This window comes from Labrys sp. Lb11, assembly GCF_057554225.1.
In genome coordinates, this window is sequence record NZ_BAAJOT010000003.1 from 803,421 (window position 1) to 826,071 (window position 22,651).

Consider the following 22,651-nt stretch of genomic DNA (forward strand, 5'->3'; position numbering starts at 1 on the left):
TCCATTATGAACGCCAGGACGACGACGGCCGTGACGGCCGATACATCCGCGCGGGGCCGCTGGGCACTCCTCGCCCTCGCGATCGGTGCCTTCGGCATCGGCACGACCGAGTTCTCGCCGATGGGCCTGCTCCCGGTCATCGCCGACGGGGTCGACGTCTCGATCCCGACGGCCGGCCTTCTCATCAGCGCCTATGCGATCGGCGTCACGGCCGGCGCGCCGATCATGACGCTCGCCTTCGGCCGCTTCGGCAAGCGCACGGCGCTGATGGTGCTGATGGGCATCTTCACCATCGGCAATCTGATGTCGGCCATGGCGCCGGGCTATGTCACCCTGCTCCTCGCCCGGCTGGTCACCAGCCTCAACCACGGGGCCTTCTTCGGCCTGGGCGCGGTGGTGGCGGCGAGCGTCGTGCCGAAGGAGAAGCAGGCGAGCGCGGTGGCTGCCATGTTCATGGGGCTGACGATCGCCAATATCGGCGGCGTTCCGGCCGCGACCTGGATCGGCCAGCAGGTCGGCTGGCGCATGGCGTTCGCCGGCACGGCGCTGATCGGCATCGCCGCCATCGCAGCGCTGTGGGTCGCCCTGCCCAGGGGCGAGCGCGGCGCGATGCCGGACGTGCGGCGCGAGATCGGCGTGCTCACCCGTCCCGCGGTGCTGCTCGCCATGGCGACCACGGTCATGGGGGCAGGCGCGATGTTCGCGCTCTACACCTATGTCGCCCCCGCCCTGGCGCAACTGACGGGCGCATCCGACGCTTTCGTGACCTTCGCGCTGGTGCTGATCGGCATCGGATTCACGATCGGCAACTGGCTGGGCGGGCGGCTGGCCGACTGGTCGCTCGACGGGGCGACCAAGGTCTTCCTCGGCGCGCTCGCGGCGGTCATGCTCGTCCTGCCCCTGGCCTTCGCCAGCCATGCGGGCGCGGCCATCGGCCTCCTCGTCTGGGGCGCGGCGGCGTTCGCCATCGTTCCGCCCGTGCAGATGCGGGTGATGGAAGCGGCGTCGGAGGCGCCGGGCCTGGCTTCCTCCGTCAATGTCGGGGCCTTCAACCTCGGCAATGCGCTGGGCGCCGCCATCGGCGCGGGGGTCATCGGCCTCGGCTTCGGCTATGCCGCCGTTGCGATCGCCGGCGGCCTGCTGGCCGCCGCCGGCCTCGCCCTGGTGCAGATCGGCGGCCTCGAAAAATCCCGCCGGCCGGCAGCCTGCGACGCCTGACCCCGGCCGCGGCCCCAGGACATCGCTCCCGGCCGCCGCAAGGCGGCCCGAAGCGGCTTTTGCGGATCAGCAGTGCCCCGCCCTCGCTCGAGGGCAAGGCGACGCGGCCCGGCGGCGGCTCACCCCGCCAGAGCCTCGTCCACCCAGCCGAGCACCCGCTCGCGGTCGAGCGGCCGGGCGGTATCGACATCGAGGGTTGGCCCGAGCCGCAGCGGCCCGGCACGGCGAGCCAGGGCGTCGAGCTCGGGAAGGAAGGCTTCGCCGGGATGGCCGGCATGACGCAGGTGGAGCCGCTCCCGATAGCGCTCGACCAGGAGCTCCGGCGGGGCGTGGCACCAGATCTCGGCCGTCATGCCGACGCCGGCGCGGGCGAGATGGGCCTCCAGCACCTCGCGCGGCTGGAAGCCGAACCAGGCGTCGACGACGAAGGTCATGCCTGCCGGCGCGTCGCGGACGATCGACCAGATCGCCTGGTAGCTCGCCCGTCCGAGCATGCGGTTGAACTCGCGGTCGCCGATGCCGAGATGGTCGAAGAAAGGTTCCTTGACGCTGTCGAGGGCGAGGACGGGCCAGTTGCGCGCATCGGCCAGCAGCCGGGCCAGGCAGCTCTTGCCGCTGGCCGGCACGCCGTTGACGAGGACTGCCTTCTTCATGACACAAGCACGATCCGTTTCGCCCCTGCAAGCGCCGCGCCGATGACGCCGGCGGCCTCAGGCCGCCTGCGCGGGCCTGCCGCCGTGACGGTCGATCAAGGCCTGGATTTCGCGCAGCCGCGGCACGGCGATCGTCGCAAGCCGGTTCGCGGTTTCCTTGCGGTCGAGCGAGATGCAGTCCTTCCACAAGGCGCGGCCGGCGATGACGCCCGAAGCGCCGTTGCGCATGGCCGTCTCGACCTGGCCGAGGAAGGTCGAATGGTCGACGCCGGCCGACAGCACCGCCCAGGGCACGGCGCCGGCGAGCTTGGAAATGGTGGCGCAGGCTTCCGCCGTGCCGGGATAGGGCAGCTTCAGCACCTTGGCGCCGAGATCGAGGCAGATGCGCGTGCCGCCGATCACCAGCTCCGGCACCTTGGCGGCGTATTCCTCGCGGCTCTCGCCCGGCAGGTCGTAGGTGAGGAACTCCACCACAAGCAGGAGATCCTCGCGGGCGAAGTCCTCGATGCAGCGGCGCAGGATGTCGATGTTGTGGGGATTGGCCTCGGGCTTGTCCGCGCGCAGATAGACCATGATCTTGCCGCCCGTGCCGCCGAGCTCGCGCACGCGGCGGGCGTCGATGCCCGGCGCCAGGCGCGACAGGCGGTAGCCTTCCGGCGTCTTGTCGAAGCCGGACGCGTCGAGCCCGATCAGCAGCGCCACGTCGCGAGCGAGCACGCCGTCATGGACCACCTTCGGCACGGCGCAGACCGGATCGAGCAGCACGCAGGAGGCCTCGTTCGCCAAATACTGCACGATGTCGGATTTGGTCTCGCCCAGCGTCGCATCGCTGATGCGGGCCTGCTCGGCCGGGTCGCTCGCCAGCAGCGAGCGCATGCCGCCGCGCTGGTCGCAGGCAATGACCATCATCATGCCGTTGGGAGCGCAGATCTGCTGATAGCCACGCAGCTCCGACGTCGTCATCCCAGCCATGGGCCTGTCCCTATCCTTGTGCTCCGGCCCCGGAGGCGGGGCCGATCGGCCGTCCCGGCCCGCATGAGGCGGCGCGAGGGACGTCCGGCCTGTGATTGCCTGCATCCGCCAGGAGGCGGGCCTGCCGCGCCGCCCGGGCCACGGGCGGACGGAAGGCTGCCTCCTGTTGTTGCCGACGACAATGTAACATATTTCTGAAAGGAATTGCAAGTTGCCGCGACACACCCGACGGCGCGCCGTCACATGCCGTCCCCGGCGGCCCCGTCCCTTCCCGGGATCGTATCCCGCAGGCGCCGCGGCGGACCTTATCGGACCGGGCCGATTCGCCGGGACCGGCCGATCATCCCCGGCGGCGCGCCCGCCCGAGAGGCCCGCGGGCATCCCCGGCCGGATTTTCGCCTGGTTCCGCTCGCCGGCGAACGGCCGTTTCCACCGATGAACGAGATCGGTTTCCGCAAAGCAAAAACGTTTGCGCTTCGGGACGCCGACGCTTGCCAAGCGCCTTGCCGCCGATCACACTGCTACCCGCATTCGATAAGCATGACCGCAAAGGGCGGCAGCGTTGGAAACGCAACGGAGGACATGATGAACAGGCGCGAATCCCTCAAGCTCCTGGGGGGCGCTGCAGTCGTGGCAGCATTGGGCCTGCCCGCCTTTCCGGCGCAGGCTGCCGAGAAGACCATGGTGACCGTGGTCAAGATCGCCGGCATTCCCTGGTTCAACGCGCTCGAAAAGGGCGTCCAGAAGGGGGCGAAGGACTTCTCGATCGATGCGACCATGGTCGGGCCGGCCAATGTCGACCCCGCCCAGCAGGTGAAGCTGCTCGAGGACCTGATCGCCAAGAAGGTCGACGTGATCGGCCTGGTCCCGCTCGACGTCAAGGTCTGCGAGCCCGTGCTCAAGCGCGCCCAGGCGGCCGGCATCAAGGTCATCACCCATGAAGGACCGGAGCAGGAAGGCCGCGACTGGAACGTCGAGCTGATCGATTCCAAGAAGTTCGGCGAAGTCCAGATGCAGAAGCTCGCCAAGGAGATGGGCGAGGAAGGCGAATACGTCGTCTATGTCGGCACCCTGACGACGCCGCTCCACAACAAGTGGGCGGACGCGGCGATCGCCTACCAGAAGGAGCACTATCCGAAGATGAAGCTCGCGGCGGACCGCTTCCCCGGCGCCGACGAGATCGACACGGCCTACAAGACCACGCTCGACGTCATCAAGGCCTACCCCAAGCTCAAGGGCATCGTCGCCTTCGGCTCGAACGGCCCGATCGGCGCCGGCAATGCGGTGAAGGAGAAGCGGCTCGGCAAGAAGATCGCCGTCGTCGGCACGGTGCTGCCCTCGCAGGGCAAGGACCTGATCATGGACGGCATCATCCGCGAGGGCTTCCTCTGGAACCCGACCGATGCCGGCTATGCCATGGTGGCGGTGGCCAAGCTCGTTCTCGACGGCACCGAGATCAAGGACGGCATCGAGATTCCCGGCCTCGGCAAGGCCGAGGTCGACGTCCCCGGCAAGCTGATCAAGGTCGACAAGATCATGCAGATCAACAAGGACACGGTCGACGGCCTGATCGCTCAGGGCCTCTGACCGCATCGGTCGACGCAGGCGGCGGAAGCCTTCCGCCGCCTGCCCGACGTCCGATGGGCCGGCGGCGCCGGCCGCCAGACCGCATGTTCCCCGAAGCCGGACCTTGTCGTGCCGACTTTTCTGTCCCTGTCTTCCATTTCGAAGCGTTTCGGCGGCGTGCACGCCTTGCGCGATGTCGACCTGACGCTTGAAGCCGGCGAGGTTCACTGCCTCGTCGGCGAAAACGGCTCGGGAAAGTCGACGCTCATCAAGATCATTTCCGGCGTGCAGCCGCCGGAGCCGGGCGGACGGATCGTGATCGAGGGGCGGGAATACACCCATCTTGATCCGGTCCAGTCGACGGCCTGCGGCATCCAGGTCATCTACCAGGATCTCTCGCTCTTCCCCAACCTCACGGTCGCCGAGAACATCGCCGTCGGCCGCCATCTCGGCGGCCTGCGCCTGGTGGACTGGCGCGGCGTACGCCGGACGGCCGCCGAGGCCATGGCGCGGATCGGCGTGACGCTCGATCCGGAGGCCAAGGTCGAGGATCTGTCCATCGCCAGCCGCCAGCTCGTCGCCATCTGCCGCGCCATGGCGGCGGATGCGAAGCTGGTGATCATGGACGAGCCGACGGCCTCGCTGACCCGGCACGAGGTCGACGCCCTCATCCGCCTGGTGGCCGACCTCAAGAAGAAAGGCATCTGCATCGTCTTCGTCTCGCATCGCCTCGACGAGGTGATGGAGATCGCCGAGCGCGTCACCGTGCTGCGCGACGGCGCCAAGGTCGGCACCTTCGACGCGCGCGACATGAACGACCGCAAGCTCGGCGTGCTGATGACGGGCAAGGAGTTCAACTACGTCACGGCCGAGCCGGATTTCGCCAAGGCCGAGACCGTCCTCTCGGTGCACAACCTCAGCCGGCCGGGCCAGTACGAGGACGTCAGCTTCGACATCCGCGCCGGCGAGATCCTCGGCATCACCGGCCTGCTCGGCTCGGGCCGCACGGAGCTGGCCCTGTCGCTCTTCGGCATGAACCCGCCGGCCTCCGGCGAGATCCGGCTTTTGGGGCAGCCGGCCACGCCGCGTTCCAACCGCGAAGCGATCGAGAGGGGCGTCGCCTATGTCTCCGAGGACCGGCTGACGCTCGGCCTCGTCCTCGAGCAGCCGATCTCCTCCAACACGCTCGTGACGATCCTGGACAAGCTCGCCGGCCCCCTCGGGCTGATCCGCGAGTCGGTCCGGAGCGAGGTGGTGCGCCGCTGGATCGACAATCTGACGATCAAGGTGTCCGACCCGGAAAACCCGGTGCGGACATTGTCCGGCGGCAACCAGCAGCGCGTCGTTCTGGCCAAATGGATGGCGACGAAGCCGCGCCTCCTCATTCTCGACAGCCCGACGGTCGGCGTCGATATCAACGCCAAGGACGGCATCTACGAGGTCGTCCGCCGTCTCGCGGCCGAGGGGGTCGCCGTGCTGATGATCTCCGACGAGATCCCGGAGGTGTTCTACCACACCCACCGCGTGCTGATCATGCGCCAGGGGCGCCTCATCGGCGAGTACCATCCTCATGCCTCCAGCGAGGCCGAGTTGAGGGATGCCGTCAATGCGTGAGGCCCTGATACGCTTCCGCCGCAGCCACGAATGCTGGCTGCTCGCGGTCATCGTCCTGTTCTGCCTCGGCCTTTCGCTGTCCACCGACAGCTTCTTCACCCTGCAGAACGGCTTCGACCTCCTGACCTCCAATGCCTTCGTCGGCATCCTCGCCGCCGGGCTCCTGGTGGTGCTGGTCGCCGGCGGCATCGACATCTCGTTCACCGCCACGGCGACGGTCGCGCAGTACATCGCGCTGACGGTCGCCAACCAGTACGACGTCGGCTGGACGGGTCTGTTCGTCCTGGCCTGCGGCGTCGGGCTCGTTTGCGGCCTGATCAACGCGATCTTCATCCAGAAGCTGCGCATCTCGTCGATCATCGTCTCCATCGCCACGCTGAACCTGTTCTACGGCCTCCTGATCTTCTTCTCGGGCGGGCGCTACATCACCTCGCTGCCCAAATATTTCCGGGACGGCATCTGGTGGTTCGAGTGGGTCGACGAGAACGAGATGCCCTATGCGATCAACTTCCAGATCCTGCTGCTCGTCCTCGCCTTCCTGGTGACCTGGCTCCTGCTCAACCGCACCAATATCGGGCGGCAGATCTACGCGATGGGCGGCAACAAGGACGCGGCCCAGCGCCTCGGCTTCCACGTCTTCGGGCTCAACTGCCTCGTCTACGGCTATATGGGTTTCATCGCCGGTATCGCCTCGCTGTCGCAGGCGCAGCTGGCCCAATCGGTCACGCCGACGGTGCTGGTCGGCAAGGAGCTCGACGTGCTCGCTGCCGTCGTTCTCGGCGGCGCCAGCCTGATGGGCGGTGTCGGCAGCGTCCTGGGCACCGTCCTCGGCGTCGCGCTCCTGGCGATCCTCCAGAACGGGCTCGTCCTTCTCGGCGTGTCCTCCTACTGGAACCAGCTCTTCGTCGGTCTCGTCATTCTGATCGCGGTCTCCACCACCGCCTGGTCGCAGCGCCGCCGCAAGGGCGGCCTGGTTGCCTGAGGAGGCTGCGCCATGAGCCTGCAGATCGCCGCGCACGCCCGCCCTTCCCTGCTCTCCCGCCTGTTCGGCGGCGGCACGGTGGCGACCCTCGCCCTCGTCCTGGTCGCGCTCCTGGTCGTTTTCGGCCTGATTCTCGGCGACCGCCTGTTCGCCATCGGCACGATCCAGTCGATGGCCTTCCAGATGCCCGAGCTCGGCATCCTGTCGCTGGCAATGATGATCACGCTGCTGTCGGGCGGCCTCAATCTTGCGATCATCGCCACGGCGAACCTCTGCGCCCTCACCATGGCGTGGATCCTGACGACCTATGTTCCCGGCACCGAGCCGGGCAGCCTGGCCTGGGGCCTCTGGCAGGTCGTGGCGATCGCCGCGGGCCTCGGCGTCGCCGTGGTCATCGGTCTCCTGAGCGGCATCATCATCGCCTATGTCGGGGTCTCGCCGATCCTGGCGACGCTCGGCACGATGACGCTGTGCAAGGGGCTCTCCATCGGCCTCACCCGCGGCAACGTCATATCGGGCTTCCCCGAGCCGATCGTGGCGCTGGGCAACTCGACGATCTTCGGCGTGCCCTACGCCATGGTGCTGTTCGTGCTGCTTTGCATCCCCATGGCGGTGATGCTCAACCGCTCCCCGCTCGGCCAGAAGATCTACATGATCGGCTCGAACGAGAAGGCGACGCGGTTTTCCGGCGTCGACACGCGGCGCGTGCTGGTGAAGATCTATGTGCTCTCGAGCCTTCTCGCCGCCGTCGCCGGGCTGGTGATGATGGCGCGCTTCAATTCCGCCAACGCCGCCTATGGCGAGAGCTTCCTGCTCGTCACCATCCTGGCGGCCGTGCTGGGGGGCATCGACCCGTTCGGCGGCTTCGGCAAGGTCGGCGGCCTGTTCATGGCGCTGATCCTGCTGCAGGTGATCTCGTCGGCCTTCAACCTGATGAACCTGAGCCAGTTCCTGACCATCGCGATCTGGGGTGCGCTCATCATCGGCGTCACCGCCCTGGGCGTGATCCGCCAGTCACTGGCGCCGCGGCGGCGATAGCAGGCCTCCGGCGTTCCCGGAGCGGCCGACGGCCCCGGCCCGTGCGTCGAGACCCGCCGCCCGCCGTCCCGGAAGGGGAAGCGCTGATCCGGACTGCCGGCGAAGGCGTCTTCCCGCCGGGGCCATGGATGTGCGCATGCGGGGGACCGTCGCCGGCCCGCCGATGCCGGCGATGAGCGGAAGGTCCCGGGAAGGCTCCCGGGACCCACGAGACGGCGATGGGCGGAAGCGACCGGGACGCGGTCAGAATCCGGCCTTGTCGACGGTCTCCTTGGTGAAGATCATCGGCTTGCCGTAGACGATCTCGCCCTTCTCGCCGACCGTGTAGCTGCCGGCCTTGCCGGCTTCGAACGTGGCGCCCGGCTTGATCTCCAGCTTGCCCGCGAGCTTGAGATGGGTGGCGTAGGTCGCGACATAGCCCAGCTCATAGGGGTTCCAGAGGGCGAAGGCCTTCTCGGACCCGTCCTCGAGGTAGCTCTTGATCGCGCTGGGCAGGGCGAAGCCGGTGGCGAAGACCTTGCCGGCGTGACCGCCCGCGACGATGGCGCGGGCCGCCGCCGGGGCGCTGACCGCCGAGGACGAGATGATCACCTTCAGGTTGGGGTGGGCCTGGATCAGGTTGTTGGCGACATCGTAGCTCTTGGCGTCGTCGTCCTGGGCGTATTGCGTGTCGACGACCTTGAAGACCTTGTACTTGTCCTCGGCCTGGGTCAGCTCCGTCATGATCTTCATATGCGCCGTATGGTTCGGCGAGGTAGGAGAGGCAGCGATGAAGGCGATCTCGCCGCCCGCCGGCGCGTCCATCAGGGCGCAGTCGAGCATGGTGCGGGCGGCCTGCTCGTAGGACATCTGGTTGACGAACATGTCGCGGGCCTCGGGCGCCGCGTCCGCGTCGAAGGTCGTGACGGTGATGCCGCGCTTGCGGGCCTGCTTGAGCACCGGCGCGACGGCGTTGAGGTCGATGGCGGCCAGGATGATGCCGTCCGGCTTCTGGGTCAGGAAGTTCTCCAGCGTCTCGACCTGCAGGGAGACATCCGCGTGGTCGGCGCCGGCGTAGACGAAGGTGTCGCCGAGCTCCTCGGCGGCGGCCTTGCCGCCCCTCGCCGCGGCCTCGAAATAGGGGAAGCCCGTCCATTTCGGCGTCATCATCAGCTTGAAGCCGGACTCCTTGGCCACCGCCGGCGACGCAACGGCCGAGCCGGCCAGCAGTGCGCCCCCCATGAGCGCCAGGGTTTCGCGTCTCGTCCTCATATGTTCCTCCTGTCTTGGTTTTTTGACCGAACGGCGGATCGGCTCCGCTTCCGCCTATGTGCCGGCCGGCCTCGCCGGCTTGGCCTCGGGTCCGCGCCTGGAGCGCGGCGAAAGAAGGAGCCGCGCCTGCCGCATGGCCCGGGTCGCCACCGGCCGCAGCACGCCCAGCACCAGCAGCAGGCCGAGCACCACGGTCTGGACCGGGCCGGCGATGTTGGCGAGCCCGAGCCCGTTGCGCAGCGTGCCCAGCAGCAGCAGGGCGAGGAGCGTGCCGAGAACCGTGCCCTTGCCGCCGTTGATATCGACGCCGGCGAGCACCACGGCGGTGACGACGAACAGGATGAGGCCGTCGGCATTGTCACCGCGGGCGGAGCCGTATTGACCGATCCAGACGAGGGCGGCCAGGCCGGACAGCGCCCCGGCGAGGGCGTAGGCCTCGATCTTGATGCGCGTGACGCCGATGCCGGCGATCCAGGCCGCGTCGCGGTTGTTGCCGACGGCGAAGCAGTGCCGCCCGAAGACGGTGCGGTGCATCAGGATGCCGACGCCGAGCGTCACCGCGGCGAACACCAGCAGGGCGACCGGTACGATGTCGAAGACGAGCTCCGACCCGACATGGAGATAGGAATCGTCGAAATCGGTGTAGCCGATCTCCGAGCCGATGATGAAGGCAAGCCCGCGATAGGCCCCCATCGTGCCGAGCGTCACCGCGAGGGACGGCAGGCCGAATCGAGCGACCAGCACCCCGTTGAAGGCGCCGAGCGCCGCCCCCGCCAGGACGACGGCCGGCGCGGCGAGCCAGATCGGTACGCCGAAGGCGGAGCACTTGGCGAAGAGCACGGCGCCGACGGCCAGGATCGAGGCCAGCGAGATGTCGATCTCGCCCGTGACGACCACGACCATCAGCCCGAGCGCCAGCAGGCCGGGGATCAGGAACTGGCGGCTGGAATAGAGGATCTGGTCGAGACTGAGATAGTAGGGCGAGAGCATCGACGACCACACGCCCGCGGCGAGGATCATCGCGACCAGGAAGATCTCCCAGGCGTTCGGCCGCCAGATGCGGCGGCGCGGTGCGGACGGCGTCATGCCAGCCTCCCGCCGAAGCGCCGGCGCCGCAGGCTGCGCCGGATCTGCGCACCGATGATCACATCGACCGCGACGGCCAGCACGATGGCGCCGCCCTGCACGAACATGCGCCAGAACTCCGGGATGCCGAGCAGGACGAGGCCGTTGTCGATGCAGGCGAGCACCACGGCCCCAAGCGCCGCCCCGACCACCGAGCCCGACCCGCCCGCGACGCTGACGCCGCCGAGCACGGCCGCGGCCAGCGACGTCAGTTCCCAGCCCGAGGCCAGGATGACCGTGACCGTGCCGACGCGGGCGGCGTAGAGCAGCCCGGCAAAGCCGCACATCACGCCGGCCAGCACATAGGCGAACAGCACCACCCGCTCGATGCGCAACCCGTAGAACACGCTCGCCAGGGGATTGGAGCCGACGGCATAGATGCGCCGGCCGAGCGGGACGAAGCGCAGGAACAGCGCCAGGAGGCCGACGACCACGATCGCCACGATGACGAGCGAGGACAGGCCGGCGATGCGCAGATCCACGGCCTCGAGCATCCAGCGCGGCAGCTTGCTGGAGGTGATCTCCTGTCCGTGCGCGTAGATATAGGTCATGCCGCGATAGAGCGACATCGTGCCGAGCGTCGCGATCAGCGGCGAGACCCTGGCGTAGGCGACGATCAGGCCGTTGATCAGCCCGAGGGCGCCGCCGAGCGCCAGCGCGATCAGCACGATCTCCACGCCGCCGCCCGGGTGATGCGCGGCATAGTCCGCTGTCAGATAGGCGGCGAAGCCCATGATCGATCCGACCGAGACATCGAGGTTGCGCGTCAGCAGCACGACGGACTGGGCCGCCGCGACGATGGCGAGGATCGCGGCGTTCGAGGCGATCACGCCGAGGTTCTGCCAGCTCAGGAACTGCTGCGTCATGAGCGAGAATGCGAGGCCGAGCAGCAGCAGGAAGGCGAGGACGCCGCTCAGCCGCAGGCGCAGGGCGAGATCGGCGATGCTGCGGCGGGGTGCCGCCTCATTGGAGGACATGCGCGGCCTCCCCGCTGCGGGTGGCCGCGCGCATCACCGCCTCCTGTGTCGTCCCCTCGCCGTCGAGCTCGGCCACGATCCGGCCCTCGGCGACGACTAGAATGCGGTCGCTCATCGCCAGCACCTCCGGCAGGTCCGAGGAGATCAGCAGCACGGCGAGGCCGGAGGCGGCGAGGTCCCGGATGATCTGGTGGATCTGCGCCTTGCTGCCGACGTCGACCCCGTGGGTCGGTTCGTCCAGCAGCATGACGATCGGATGGGTCGCCAGCCAGCGGGCGAAGGCGACCTTCTGCCGGTTGCCGCCCGAGAGCGCCGAGACGACCTGGCCGACGCCGGTGGTGCGCACCTTGTAGGTGGCGACGGCCTCGGCCGCGACGTCCGCCTCCCGCCGCCTGGCGAGGAAGCCCCAGCGGGCGAGGCGGGAGGCGATGGGCAGGGTGACGTTGTCGCCGACGCTCTCGGCCATGATCAGCCCCTGGCCGTCGCGGTCCTCCGGCAGATAGGCCACCCCGAGCCTGAGCATCTGCTCGGGGCTCGCCGGCGCGACCTCCCGCCCCTTCAGCAGGATCCGGCCGGCCGTCGGCGGCGTCATCCCGAACACCGCCTGGGCGATCTCCGAGCGGCCGGCGCCGACGAGGCCGGCCATGCCGACGATCTCGCCCGCCCTGAGCCCGAACGAGACGTCCGCGAAGGTGCCGGCAAGGCCCAGGCCTTCGACGCGCAGGACCTCCTCGCGCTTCGCCGCCGTCCCTGTGCGCGTGAACAGCGCGTCGATGCTGCGCCCGACCATCAGGTCGACGATGCCGGCGCGGTCGAGGTCCCGGGCCGGCCGCGTGGCGATGTGCCGCCCGTCGCGCAGCACCGTGACGTCGTCGGCGATGGCCTCGACTTCCTCGAGGCGGTGGGTGATCAGCAGGATCGACCGGCCCGCCGCGCGCAGGGTGCGGACGATGGCGAAGAGCTTCTCCGCCTCGGCCGGCGTCAGCGGCGATGTCGGCTCGTCGAGGATGAGCAGCCTGACATCCGCGGAGAGCGCCCGGGCGATCTCGACGAATTGCAGCTCGGCCATGGAGAGCGCCGCCACCAGGGAGCGCGGATCGAGGTCGACCCCGAGGCGATCGAGCTCGCGGCGGGCGCCGCGGTACATCGCCGCCCGGTCGACCGTGCCGAGGACCGTCCTGGGGAAATTGCCGATGAAGATGTTCTCGGCGACGTCGAGATGCGGAAACAGCTTCGGATCCTGATAGACCGCCGAGACGCCGCCCGCCCGGGCTTCGATCGGCGTGCGGAACTCGGCGGTCCGCCCCTCGAGCAGCACCTCGCCCTCGTCGGCCGCGATGATCCCGGTGATGATCTTGACCAGGGTCGACTTGCCCGCGCCGTTCTCGCCGACAAGCGCGTGGACACGGCCCGGAGCGATGTCGAAGCTGATATCGGACAGGACGCGCGTCGGCCCGTAGGACTTGCCGACCCCGGCGATCCGCAAGATCGGCCCCGGGTCGGGCGGCTGCTCCAGCATGGCAAGGCTTCCCTCGCCAGGTCGCAGCACCGGGTGCAGGCCCAAGCCGGCCGGCTCCATCTCGCGCTTCCTGGCCCTGATCTTTCGACGTCTTCGCGTCGGTGACTAGCTATGCAGTGATTTGATTAGCTATGCATAGCAAAGATACGCCGTCAAGCGTCGGCGTGAAGCAGAAGCGGCCGCCGCGGCGGCGGCCTTTCCGCCGTCCGGGCACGCCTCGCATGCGCCTCGTCGAAGCGGCGGCCCGCCCCGCAGTTGCGACCGCCGCGCACGTGGGCCATGCTTTCCCGGACAGGCGGCCGATGCGGCATGGGCCTGCCGTGGCGCAGGAACCCAAGCCGCGCCGCTGGTCCTTTGCCTCGATCTGAAGTAGCAGGCGTGCATGCACGATCATGACAATCGCGGCCGCCCGGCGGCCCCGGGCATGGCGCGGCCCGGGCCGATTCGCGGCGCGGCCGCGTCCCCGCCGCCCTCCCCGGCCGAGCCAGTCGCCGGCGCGGCGCCTGCCGGCGAGGCCGCCGACGGCGGCAGCCGCGTGCCGGCCCTGTCCAGGGCGGCGGCGCTGCTCGACGTCGTCTCCACCTCCGGCGGCGGGCTGACGCTGTCCGAGCTCGCCCGGCTGCTGACCGTGCCCAAGAGCAGCCTGCTGAACATCTGCGACGTGCTGGTGGCCGAGCGGCTGCTGCGCAAGGACGTGGCCGGCCGCTACCGGATCGGCATCCGCATCGCCGAGCTCGCGGCGGCGCAGCTCAGCCATCCCCCGCGGCTGAAGACGCTGGGCGTGGTCGTCCAGAATTTCACCAACCCGTTCTTCCGCGCCGAGGCCGACGCGATCGCCGCAGCGGCGGGGCGGCTCGGCATCGCCGTGACGATCCTCGACGCGGACCAGGTGCTGGAGCGCCAGCTTCGGCAGATGGAGCGTCTCGCGGCGCAGGGCGTCGATGCCGTCATCGTCGATCCCGTGGATTCGGAGGGCGTGGCGGCGGGGGTGGCGGCCATTGCAGCGAAGGGCATCCCGGTGATCGCCGTCAATGCCGGCGCCAGCGGCGCCGACGCCATGGTCGCCACCGACAACGTCCAGGCCGGAGAGCTGATCGGCCGGCATCTGGGCGCGACGCTGCACGGCGGCGGCGAGGTCGTCATCATCGGCGGCACGCGCATCACCGGCAATTTCGACAGGATCAGCGGCTTCCTCAGCGCCTTGCGGGAGTTTCCGGGGATCCGGGTCGTCGATCGCCTCGACGGCGACAACACGTTCGACAGGGGGCGCGACCTGGCGCACCTCATCCTCGACCGGCATCCCCATGTCGACGCCGTTTTCAGCATCAACGATCCGACGGCGCTCGGCGTCCTCGACACGTTCGAGGCACGCGGGGCTCGCGTGGCCATCCTCAGCGTCGACGGTTCGTCGGCGGCGCTTGGGCCGCTCCTGGCCGGGCGCAGCATCATCGCGACCGCGGCGCAGAATCCGCTGGAGCTCGGGCGCGCCGCACTGCGGCTCGCCGATCTCATCTACTCCGGCGGTCACCTGCCGCGCCGCACCTGGCTCCTGCCCACGGCGCTGATCACGCCCGCCAATGCCGGGGCCTATGCGCCCTGGGACGCGGAGGCCGGGTGAGCGACCTTCCCCCGCATGCCGCGAACAAGGAGGCCAGCGATGCGCAGGCCCGCTGACCCTGCCGCCAAGGCCCCCGCCGTCGCCAAGGCGGTGGCGATCCTCGACGATCTGGCGCAGCAGGCCGGCGCAGCCTCGGTCTCGGCGATTGCACGCCGGACCGAGGTGTCCAAGAGCTCGGTCTCGGACATCTGCGCCACTCTGGCGAGGCACGGATTGCTCTGGCGCGACCGCGACGGGCACTACCTGCTCGGACACCATCTCGTCGAGCTGGCGCGCGGCCTCGTCGGCGGCCGAAGGCTGATCGAGGTCTTCGCCGACGCCTGCGAGTCCGTGCCGGAGGTCCGCGACGAGACCGTGATCCTGTCGATCCTCGAGGGCGTCGACATCGTCATCGTGGCGGTACGGCACGGCCGAGCGGCCCTGCCGATCACCGCGCGGGTCGGGCTGCGCCTGCCCGCATGGTCGACCGCGTCGGGCCGGTGCTTTCTCGGCGCCCTCTCGCAGGCCCGGCTGGCCGAGGTTCTCGCGGCCGCGGCCTCGACCCTGACCGGCGTCGCCGGCCGGATGCCGACCGCCCGGCAACTGGCGGCCGAGCTCGCCGCGGAACGGATCCACGGCTTCCATGTGGACGAGGAGTCGACGGCGGCCGGCATGACCAGCTTCGGCGCGCCCATCGATGACGGACGATCGGGTGAGACGATCGCGGCCGTGGCGATCGCCGCGCGGACCGATGCCTTGTCGCCGGCGCGACGGGCCGATCTCGGCCGCGCCGCCATCGCCGTCGCCGCGGCCTGCCGCGAGCTCGCGACGCCCGATTCGGCCGGCATGGCCGCCACACCGTAGGGACGTGTTGCCCTTGACACTGTCCAAGGGCTTTCGTAGCATTTGCTTGTTCAACATATCGAACAAGCGTCCGACACAATGAAAGGACGCAAGCGACGGGGAACGCTGATGAGGACCAGACTATTCGCCGCCATGGCCGTGGCTGCCGCCGCCGCCGGCTTCATGCAGACCCCGGCCCGGGCCGACGACAAGAAGCCGGTCATCGGGGTCATCGAGCTGTTCGGGAATCCGTTCTTCGCCGAAGCCCGCAAGGGCATGAAGAGCGTCGCCGACAAGGAGGGCGCCGAGCTCCTGATCGAGAACGCCAACTCCGACGTCGGCCGCGAGGCCGAGCTGGTGCAGACCTTCATCCGCCGCCAGGTCGACGTGATCCTGATTTCCGCCCAGTCGGCCACCGGTTCGATCGCCGCGCTGAAGCTGGCCAAGGACGCGGGCATCCCGGTCGTGTGCTGGAACACCTGCATCCGCTCGCCGGAGGACAAGCAGCTGGTCAAGGCCTTCGTCACCAGCGACAACAAGAAGATCGGCGAGATCACCGGCACCCAGGTCGCCGACTACGTCAGGCAGAAGCTCGGCGGCAAGGCCACCCTGCTGATGCTGACCTGCCAGACCTTCGACACCTGCAAGGACCGCCGCGCCGGCATCGACAAGGCCCTGGCCGGGCTCGACATCAAGCTGGCCGACGAGCAGGAAGGCTTCCAGGTCGACAAGGCCCGGCCGATCGCCGACGCCATGCTGACCGCGCATCCGGAGGCGCAGGTCTTCATCGGCGAGAACGACGACGGCACCATCGCCGCCGGCCAGGCGGTGCAGGGCAAGGGCATGGCCGACCGGGTCCAGGTCTTCGGCATCGACGTCAATCCCCAGGTCGCGCACATGATCGTCGATCCGAAGGGCGCGGTGGTGTGGACCACCGGGCAGGATCCCTACGGCATGGGCGCGGCGGGCGTCGAGCTGGCCCTCAAGCAGGTCCGCGGCCAGGATCTCGGCGAATTCTACCAGTTCACGGCCTCGCCCACTTATTCCAAGCAGGACGTGGCCGCCGCCCAGAAATACATCGACGCGCACTGACGGGCGCAGCCGGGAGGCAGGGCCGCCATGGTGGCGCACGCGACGATCGGAACCGCCGAAGCCGGCGATGCAGGGCTGCGCCCGACCCCCGTGCTGGCCGTGCGCGACTGCTTCAAGGCCTATCCGGGGGTGCAGGCGCTGGACGGCGTCGACTTCGAGATCGCCGCCGGCGAGGTCCGCGCGCTGCTGGGCAAGAACGGGGCCGGCAAGTCGACCCTCGTCAAGATCATGGCCGGGATCACGACGCCGGACCGCGGCGAGGTCCTGGCCGGGGGCGAGGCGGTCCGGCTCGCCTCGCCGCAGGCCGCCCGTGACCGCGGCATCGCCATCGTCAACCAGGAACTGGCGATCGTCCCCGAACTCTCCGTCGCCGAGAACATCTATCTCGGACGCTGGAGCCAGGCGTCGGGTCGCCGGGCCTTCGTCAGCCGCGGCACGCTCGAGGCCAAGGCGGCCGAGCAGCTCGCCGAGCTCGGCGTCGACCTCGACCCGCGGGTCAAGGCCGGACGCATCTCCATCGCCCACCAGCAGATCGTCGAGATCGCCAAGGCGCTCTCCTTCCGTCCGCGCGTGCTCATCCTCGACGAGCCGACGAGCTCGTTGCCGGTGACGGAGGTCGAGCGCCTGCTGGCGCTGGTGCGGCATCTGTCGAGCCGCGGCATCGCCATCGTCTACGTCTCGCACCGCATGGACGAAATCCCGAAGATCGCCCACAGCATCACCGTGCTGCGGGACGGCCGGCACGTCGCCACCCGGCCGGCCGCCGAGCTGTCGACGGCCGAGGTCGTGCGGCTGATGACCGGCGGCGCCTCGGCGGGGTTCGTGCCCGTGCCGCGCGGCGCCCCGGCCGGCGAGGTTGCGCTCCGCGTCTCGGGCCTGTCGGACGAGAAGCTGGACGGGGTCTCCTTCGAGCTGCGCAAGGGCGAGATCCTCGGCCTTGCCGGCCTGCTCGGCTCGGGCCGCACGCGGCTGCTGCGGGCGATCTACGGTGTGTCGCGCCCGGTCTCCGGCGCCATCGAGGTGGTCGGCTCCGGCCCGCGCCGGGCCTCGCCCCGGCACGCGATCGCCGACGGCCTCGGCTTCGCGCCCGAGGACCGCAAGCGCGAGGGGCTGGCCCTGGCCATGTCGGTCTCCAGCAACCTCGTGATGTCGTGCCCGTCCCGGATCCGGCGGGGCGGCTTCCTGTCGCGGCGGCGGGAGGAGGCCGTTGCCGCGGCCTCGATCCGCCGCTTGTCGATCAAGGTCGACGACGCGGGACGCCCGGTGCACACGCTGTCCGGCGGCAACCAGCAGAAGGTGGTGCTCGGCAAGTGCCTCAACGCCGGCATCCGGGTCCTGCTTCTGGACGAGCCGACGCGCGGCGTCGACATCGAGGCCAAGACCCAGATCTACGCGCTGCTCCGCGATCTCGCGGCCGAGGGCATGGCCATCATCGTCGCCTCCTCGGAGATGGAGGAGCTGTTCGTCATGTGCGACCGCCTGCTGGTCATGGCGCAAGGGCGCATCGTCGCCGAACGCGCCGTCGCCGGCACCAACCTGGAGGATGTGATGCAACTGGCCATGGCGGGAGTCGGTCCATGAGCGAGGGACGCACGGCCGCGCCGGCCGGCCCGTCCTCCGGACGGGGCGCGGCACCGGCATGGTGGAGGGGGATGGCGCGGGACGTGGCGCTCGACCATGGCGGGCTGCTGATCGCGCTCGCGGTCCTCGTCGCGGGCTCCGTGATTTTCGCGCCCCACTTCGCCTCGGTCGCCAACCTCCTCGACATCCTGCGCCAGATGGCCTTCACCGGCATCATCGCGCTCGGCATGACGCTGGTGATCATCGCCGGCGAGATCGACATCAGCGTCGGCTCCGCGGTCGCCTTCACCTCGGCGCTGTTCGGGGTCCTCGCCGTCAATCTGGGCTGGCCGTTTCCCGTGGCGGCCGCCGCGGTCCTGGCCACCTCGACCCTGATCGGCCTCGCCGCCGGGGCGATCCGGGCCTTCTTCGGCCTGCCCTCGTTCATCGTCACCCTGGCCCTGTTCTCGGCGCTCAAGGGCGGCGCCTGGCTGCTGACCGACGCCATCCCGATTCCGATCCTCGACGACGGCTTCAACTGGTGGGGGACCGGTTCCTTCCTCGGCCTGCCCGTGCCGGCGCTGATCCTGATCGCGGTCTTCCTCGTCTTCTCGGTGATCGCCAACCGCACCTCGTTCGGCCGCTCCGTCTACACCATCGGCGGCAATGCGGACGCGGCCTACCTGTCGGGCGTGCCGGTCGCCGCCGTGCGGACCGTGCTGTTCGGCCTGACGGGATTCCTGGCCGGCGTCTCGGGGCTGCTGCAGACCTCGCGGCTCGCCGCCGGCAATGCCGGCATGGGCGTCGGCCTCGAATTCGCGGTCATCACCGCCGTGATCGTCGGCGGCGCCAGCCTGTTCGGCGGCAAGGGCTCGATGCTCGGCACGATGCTGGGCGGCCTGTTCATCGCCGTGCTGAACAATGCGATGGTCCTGTTCGGGGTCAACACCTACGCCCAGTATGTCGCGAACGGCCTTGTCGTCCTGCTCGCCGTGCTGATCAGCACGCTGCGCTCGCCCGGCAATCCCGCGTCCGACCTGCTCGCATCCTTCACCCGGCGCCGCTGATCGCGGCGCGTCATCCACCGAAACGGAGAGCACCGATGCAGCCCAAGTTCAACCTGACCGCCACGCTCCATGCCAAGCCGGAGAAGCGCGAAGCCCTGCTGGCCCTGCTGACCAGCTTCGTCGCCAGGTCCCGCGCCGAGCAGGGATGCGTGGACTACCACTTCCACGTCAGTCTCGACGACCCGAACATGTTCTATTTCTACGAGAACTGGGCCGAGCGCGCCGATTTCGACCGCCACATCGCGCTGGACTACCAGAAGGACTGGTTCGCCAAGCAGGGCGAATACCTCGCCAAGCCTGTCGAACTGCGCTTCTTCGACATGGTAAGCCCCTACGACCGGTGACGCCGCCGGCCAAGGAGGACAGCCGTCCATGACCAACGACGAATTGCGCGCGCTCAACAAGACGCGGCAGATCCAGCAGATCGCCTGGGTGACCCGCGACCTCGAAAAATCGATGCAGGCCTGGATCGACGTCCTGCGCATCGGGCCCTGGCGCGTCTTCCGCTTCACCGACAAGACCGTCAAGAACCTGCGGGTCGGCGGTCGCCTGGTGGAGGAACCGTTCGAGTTCCGGATCGCGATCACCCATGTCGGCGGCATGGAGATCGAGCTGATCCAACCCGTCCGCGGCCCGATGATCTACGAGGAGTACATCCAGCGTCGCGGCGAGGGCCTGCATCATATCAAGGAGAAGCTCGCGGACGACCGGATGAAGGACATCGTCGCGGACTACGAGGCCCGCGGCATTCCGGTGACGCAGACCGGCCAGTTCGTGGCCGACTTCCACTTCTACCTCGACACCGAGCCGAAGCTGGACTTCGTCTACGAGCTCGGCAACTGCCCCTGGCAGGACCTTCCGCCGGACATGGTCTCCATCTATCCGCCGGAGCCGGCGTGAAGGAGCGCACCCGCGTCCCCGATGCGGGGCGCGGGACTGCCTGCAACGGATCCCCGGGGGCTCGCCGCCGCCCGGCCAGATGAGATCGAGCACATGAACGACACGACACGACGCGTCAACTGGGGCGTGCTGGGCTCCGCCTGGATCAACAATGCCGCGATTCCCGGCCTGCTGACGGCGGGCAATGCCCGCCTGCTGGCCGTCTCGAGCCGCCGGCCCGAGGCAGCCGAGGCCGACCGCGTCCGCTGGGGCGCTGAGAAGGCCTATCCCTCCTATCGGCAGTTGCTCGACGACCGCGACATCGAGGCCGTCTACATTCCCCTTCCCAACCACCTGCACGCCGAGTGGGTGGTCGCCGCCCTCGACGCCGGCAAGCACGTGCTCTGCGAAAAGCCGCTGGCGCTGTCGATGGCGGAGATCGACGCGATCGACGCGGCCGCCAGGCGCTCGGGACGGCAGGTGATGGAAGCCTTCATGTACCGCTTCGCGCCGCGCTGGGAGCGGGCGATGGACATGATCCGGTCCGGCCGGATCGGCGAGGCGCGCCTGGCCCGCGTCACGCTCGGGTTCAAGCAGTTCTACGACAGCTACAACATCCGCTTCGACCCGGATGCAGGCGGCGGCGCGCTGTGGGACATGGGATGCTACGCCGTCAACATGAGCCGTCTCATCTTTGCCGCGGAGCCGGCCGGCGCCCTGGCGACCCAATGGGTCCGTCCGGGCGAGCGGGTCGACACCACGACATCGGGCGTGCTCGATTTCGGCGGCGGCCGGACCTCGATCTTCTCGGTCTCGTTCGACCACGTCAATCCGCTCAGCCAGGTCGAGATCGTCGGCACCGAGGGCTGGATCAGCCTGCAGGGCACCGGCATGCGCGGCGAACCGTTCACCCGCCTGTTGTCGCACCGCTTCGGCGACGAGGTGTTCCTGGACGGCATCGAGCCGGTCATCGAGAGCTTCCCCGCCGCGAGCATGTTCACGGCCGAGTTCCGCGAATTCAGCCGCGCCGTCCTCGACGGCGACCGGCCGCGCTACACGCTCGAGGATGCGCGCGCCAACACGCGAGCCGTCCTGGCGCTTGCCGAGGCGGCCTCGAAGGGCGCCGCCGTCGCCTGCGGCGGCTAGAGCAAAGCGCGTTTTGGTGGAAACGCGCTTTGCTCCAACTCCTTGTTTCGACGCGTCTTTGCGACTTGACGCGATTCCGTCAAATCGCAAAACGCTTTAGGACGGGCTCCCGGGAGCGGGGCGGCGCTTCCCTCGCAACGCGCCCTGCTCCGCGGCCTCCGTGCGGAGATCGCCGCCCTCCGGGACTGATCCTGCGCAGGCCCCGGCCGATCCGGCGCGCCGCGAGCCGTCCGCTGCGCGGCGCGGCTTCGCGTGGCCCGACCGATGGTTCAGCGGAAGGCGACCCAGAGGACGGCGATGCCGAGCAGGATGCGATAGACGATGAAGGGCCAGGTGGAAAAGCGCTCGAGGATGCGCATCAGGCTCCACAGGGCCACGAAGGACGAGAGGGCCCCGGTGGCAAGGCCGATCAGCAGGATCAGCCAGCCATGGGTATCGAGATGGGCATGAAGAAGGGCGCCGATCTCATGCAAGCCGGCGAGCGCGATGGCCGGAATGCCGAGGAGGAAGGAAAGGCGCGCCGCCTCCTCGCGGGTGAAGCTGCGAAACAGCGCGGCCGTCAGGGTCGAGCCGGAGCGTGAGACGCCGGGAATCAGCGCGCCGACCTGGGCGAGGCCGACGATCAGCGCGTCCCGCAGGCGCATGTCCTCGACCTTCCGCTCATGCCGGGCCAACCGTTCGGCCAGGGCCAGGAGTCCGGCCATGGCCAGGCAGGCCAGGCCGATGACCGGCAGGGTCCGCAACGGGCTGCCGCAACGGTTGAGCAAGGGCGCCAGGGCAAGGCCCGCCAGCACGATGGGTACCGTGCCCAGAACGATTCCAACGGCCAGGCGGAAGGACGGTGACGTCCAGTCCCGCCCCCGCACAGCCGCATATGTGCCGCCGGCGAGCCATCGGACATCCCTCCAGAAATAGCAGATCACCGCGCCGAGCGCTGCAAGCTGCATGGCCGCCGAGAAGGCGGAGCCGGGATCCTGCCAGCCGAGGACGGCCGGGACCAGCCGCATATGCGCGGTGGACGAGATCGGCATCAGCTCGGTGATCCCCTGGACGACCCCAAGCAGGGCGACCTTGGCCGCGCCCAGGGCGACGAAGCCCGTATCCACGCCTTCCGTGCAAGCCCCGCTCATGAGCCCCCTCGTGCCGATGATCCTCGCTCCGCCTGGACCCGCAGCCGCCGCCCGGCACGGACGCCCTCTCCGCCTGACGGCCGCACCGTGACCTGTCGGCGCAGGCGCGGCGCCGACAGGTCGCCGCAAAAACGCCGACTTCGCAGCGCTAACCTGTCATCATTGCGCCGACCGCCCGGTTGAGCGCCAACGGCACGGCCATTCCCAGAGTTTCCTGAAGCAAACGTGAGCATATCAACGCCAAACAGAAATATGTTACTATGACTTTTTTGAGGCACAACTATTAGATGTTGCATTATTGCTTCATAGGTTCGGACAGTTGCACACCGGATATCGCAAGAGGTGTTTTCTCTATACATTTCGACTTCCCTGGCTCATATAGGGGGTGACCGCAACCGGGTGGGGCTGCCGGCCGGTCATCT

General features: G+C 69.1%; 20 protein-coding genes. 13 read left to right on the plus strand and 7 right to left on the minus strand.

What is annotated here, in order from left to right:
- Nucleotides 1–6 precede the first annotated feature (6 nt).
- Nucleotides 7–1,218: an MFS transporter gene (locus AC27L4_RS13500; RefSeq protein WP_487142939.1), complete on the plus strand. Its 1,212-nt coding sequence runs from the start codon at nucleotides 7–9 to the stop codon at nucleotides 1,216–1,218.
- A 119-nt stretch (nucleotides 1,219–1,337) separates the two neighbouring features.
- Here the strand turns inward: AC27L4_RS13500 and AC27L4_RS13505 are convergent, their stop codons facing one another.
- Together AC27L4_RS13505 and AC27L4_RS13510 are read right to left on the minus strand one after the other, a co-directional pair.
- Nucleotides 1,338–1,871 carry a P-loop nucleotide/nucleoside kinase family protein gene (locus tag AC27L4_RS13505; protein ID WP_487142707.1) on the minus strand — a complete coding sequence of 178 codons (534 nt, stop codon included), beginning with the start codon at nucleotides 1,869–1,871 and terminating at the stop codon, nucleotides 1,338–1,340.
- Between the two features lie 57 nt (nucleotides 1,872–1,928).
- A complete protein-coding gene (locus AC27L4_RS13510) occupies nucleotides 1,929–2,843 on the minus strand; it encodes a tagatose-bisphosphate aldolase (RefSeq protein ID WP_487142708.1) in 915 nt (304 codons plus the stop codon).
- A gap of 585 nt (nucleotides 2,844–3,428) precedes the next feature.
- On the opposite strand from AC27L4_RS13510, the gene AC27L4_RS13515 reads away from it, so the two are divergent.
- From AC27L4_RS13515 to AC27L4_RS13530, 4 genes are all read left to right on the plus strand, one after another.
- Entirely contained in the window at nucleotides 3,429–4,430 is a 1,002-nt protein-coding gene (locus tag AC27L4_RS13515; protein ID WP_487142709.1) for a substrate-binding domain-containing protein, read from the plus strand.
- Between the two features lie 108 nt (nucleotides 4,431–4,538).
- Nucleotides 4,539–6,023 (plus strand): sugar ABC transporter ATP-binding protein, encoded by a 1,485-nt coding sequence (locus tag AC27L4_RS13520; protein ID WP_487142710.1) that lies wholly within the window; start codon nucleotides 4,539–4,541, stop codon nucleotides 6,021–6,023.
- Nucleotides 6,007–7,005, plus strand: coding sequence for an ABC transporter permease (locus AC27L4_RS13525; protein ID WP_487142712.1), 999 nt, complete (start codon nucleotides 6,007–6,009; stop codon nucleotides 7,003–7,005). Before AC27L4_RS13520 ends, AC27L4_RS13525 begins: the two co-directional genes overlap by 17 nt.
- 12 nt (nucleotides 7,006–7,017) lie before the next feature.
- Nucleotides 7,018–8,043, plus strand: coding sequence for an ABC transporter permease (locus tag AC27L4_RS13530; protein WP_487142713.1), 1,026 nt, complete (start codon nucleotides 7,018–7,020; stop codon nucleotides 8,041–8,043).
- 243 nt (nucleotides 8,044–8,286) lie between these two features.
- Here AC27L4_RS13530 and AC27L4_RS13535 read toward each other — a convergent pair whose 3' ends face one another.
- Genes AC27L4_RS13535 through AC27L4_RS13550 form a run of 4 tightly spaced genes read right to left on the minus strand, consistent with a single transcriptional unit; the run spans nucleotide 8,287 to nucleotide 12,915 of the window.
- Nucleotides 8,287–9,294 (minus strand): autoinducer 2 ABC transporter substrate-binding protein, encoded by a 1,008-nt coding sequence (locus AC27L4_RS13535; RefSeq protein WP_487142714.1) that lies wholly within the window; start codon nucleotides 9,292–9,294, stop codon nucleotides 8,287–8,289.
- Between the two features lie 54 nt (nucleotides 9,295–9,348).
- A complete protein-coding gene (locus tag AC27L4_RS13540) occupies nucleotides 9,349–10,380 on the minus strand; it encodes an ABC transporter permease (RefSeq protein ID WP_487142715.1) in 1,032 nt (343 codons plus the stop codon).
- Complete coding sequence (locus AC27L4_RS13545) at nucleotides 10,377–11,396, minus strand: ABC transporter permease (RefSeq protein ID WP_487142716.1); 1,020 nt, start codon at nucleotides 11,394–11,396, stop codon at nucleotides 10,377–10,379. Before AC27L4_RS13545 ends, AC27L4_RS13540 begins: the two co-directional genes overlap by 4 nt.
- On the minus strand, nucleotides 11,383–12,915 hold the full coding sequence (locus tag AC27L4_RS13550) for a sugar ABC transporter ATP-binding protein (protein WP_487142717.1): 1,533 nt from the start codon (nucleotides 12,913–12,915) through the stop codon (nucleotides 11,383–11,385). The genes AC27L4_RS13545 and AC27L4_RS13550 overlap by 14 nt, the downstream gene beginning before the upstream one ends.
- A 382-nt stretch (nucleotides 12,916–13,297) precedes the next feature.
- Here AC27L4_RS13550 and AC27L4_RS13555 point away from each other — a divergent pair, with 382 nt between their 5' ends.
- From AC27L4_RS13555 to AC27L4_RS13590, 8 genes are all read left to right on the plus strand, one after another.
- A complete protein-coding gene (locus tag AC27L4_RS13555; protein ID WP_487142718.1) occupies nucleotides 13,298–14,533 on the plus strand; it encodes a substrate-binding domain-containing protein in 1,236 nt (411 codons plus the stop codon).
- A 39-nt stretch (nucleotides 14,534–14,572) separates the two neighbouring features.
- Entirely contained in the window at nucleotides 14,573–15,376 is an 804-nt protein-coding gene (locus AC27L4_RS13560; RefSeq protein WP_487142719.1) for an IclR family transcriptional regulator, read from the plus strand.
- A 108-nt stretch (nucleotides 15,377–15,484) separates the two neighbouring features.
- Nucleotides 15,485–16,447 carry a sugar ABC transporter substrate-binding protein gene (locus AC27L4_RS13565; RefSeq protein WP_487142720.1) on the plus strand — a complete coding sequence of 321 codons (963 nt, stop codon included), beginning with the start codon at nucleotides 15,485–15,487 and terminating at the stop codon, nucleotides 16,445–16,447.
- A gap of 27 nt (nucleotides 16,448–16,474) precedes the next feature.
- Nucleotides 16,475–18,028 carry a sugar ABC transporter ATP-binding protein gene (locus tag AC27L4_RS13570; protein ID WP_487142721.1) on the plus strand — a complete coding sequence of 518 codons (1,554 nt, stop codon included), beginning with the start codon at nucleotides 16,475–16,477 and terminating at the stop codon, nucleotides 18,026–18,028.
- On the plus strand, nucleotides 18,025–19,074 hold the full coding sequence (locus AC27L4_RS13575; protein WP_487142722.1) for an ABC transporter permease: 1,050 nt from the start codon (nucleotides 18,025–18,027) through the stop codon (nucleotides 19,072–19,074). Before AC27L4_RS13570 ends, AC27L4_RS13575 begins: the two co-directional genes overlap by 4 nt.
- Before the next feature lie 35 nt (nucleotides 19,075–19,109).
- Nucleotides 19,110–19,418, plus strand: a complete 309-nt coding sequence (locus AC27L4_RS13580) for a putative quinol monooxygenase (protein ID WP_487142723.1) — start codon at nucleotides 19,110–19,112, stop codon at nucleotides 19,416–19,418.
- 28 nt (nucleotides 19,419–19,446) lie between these two features.
- Nucleotides 19,447–19,974, plus strand: coding sequence for a VOC family protein (locus tag AC27L4_RS13585; protein WP_487142724.1), 528 nt, complete (start codon nucleotides 19,447–19,449; stop codon nucleotides 19,972–19,974).
- Between the two features lie 93 nt (nucleotides 19,975–20,067).
- The gene (locus tag AC27L4_RS13590) at nucleotides 20,068–21,099 is read left to right on the plus strand and encodes a Gfo/Idh/MocA family protein (protein WP_487142725.1); all 1,032 of its coding nucleotides are present in this window, start codon (nucleotides 20,068–20,070) and stop codon (nucleotides 21,097–21,099) included.
- Between the two features lie 269 nt (nucleotides 21,100–21,368).
- On the opposite strand, the gene AC27L4_RS13595 is transcribed toward AC27L4_RS13590, so the two are convergent.
- Entirely contained in the window at nucleotides 21,369–22,229 is an 861-nt protein-coding gene (locus tag AC27L4_RS13595; protein ID WP_487142726.1) for an undecaprenyl-diphosphate phosphatase, read from the minus strand.
- Between the last annotated feature and the right edge of the window lie 422 nt (nucleotides 22,230–22,651).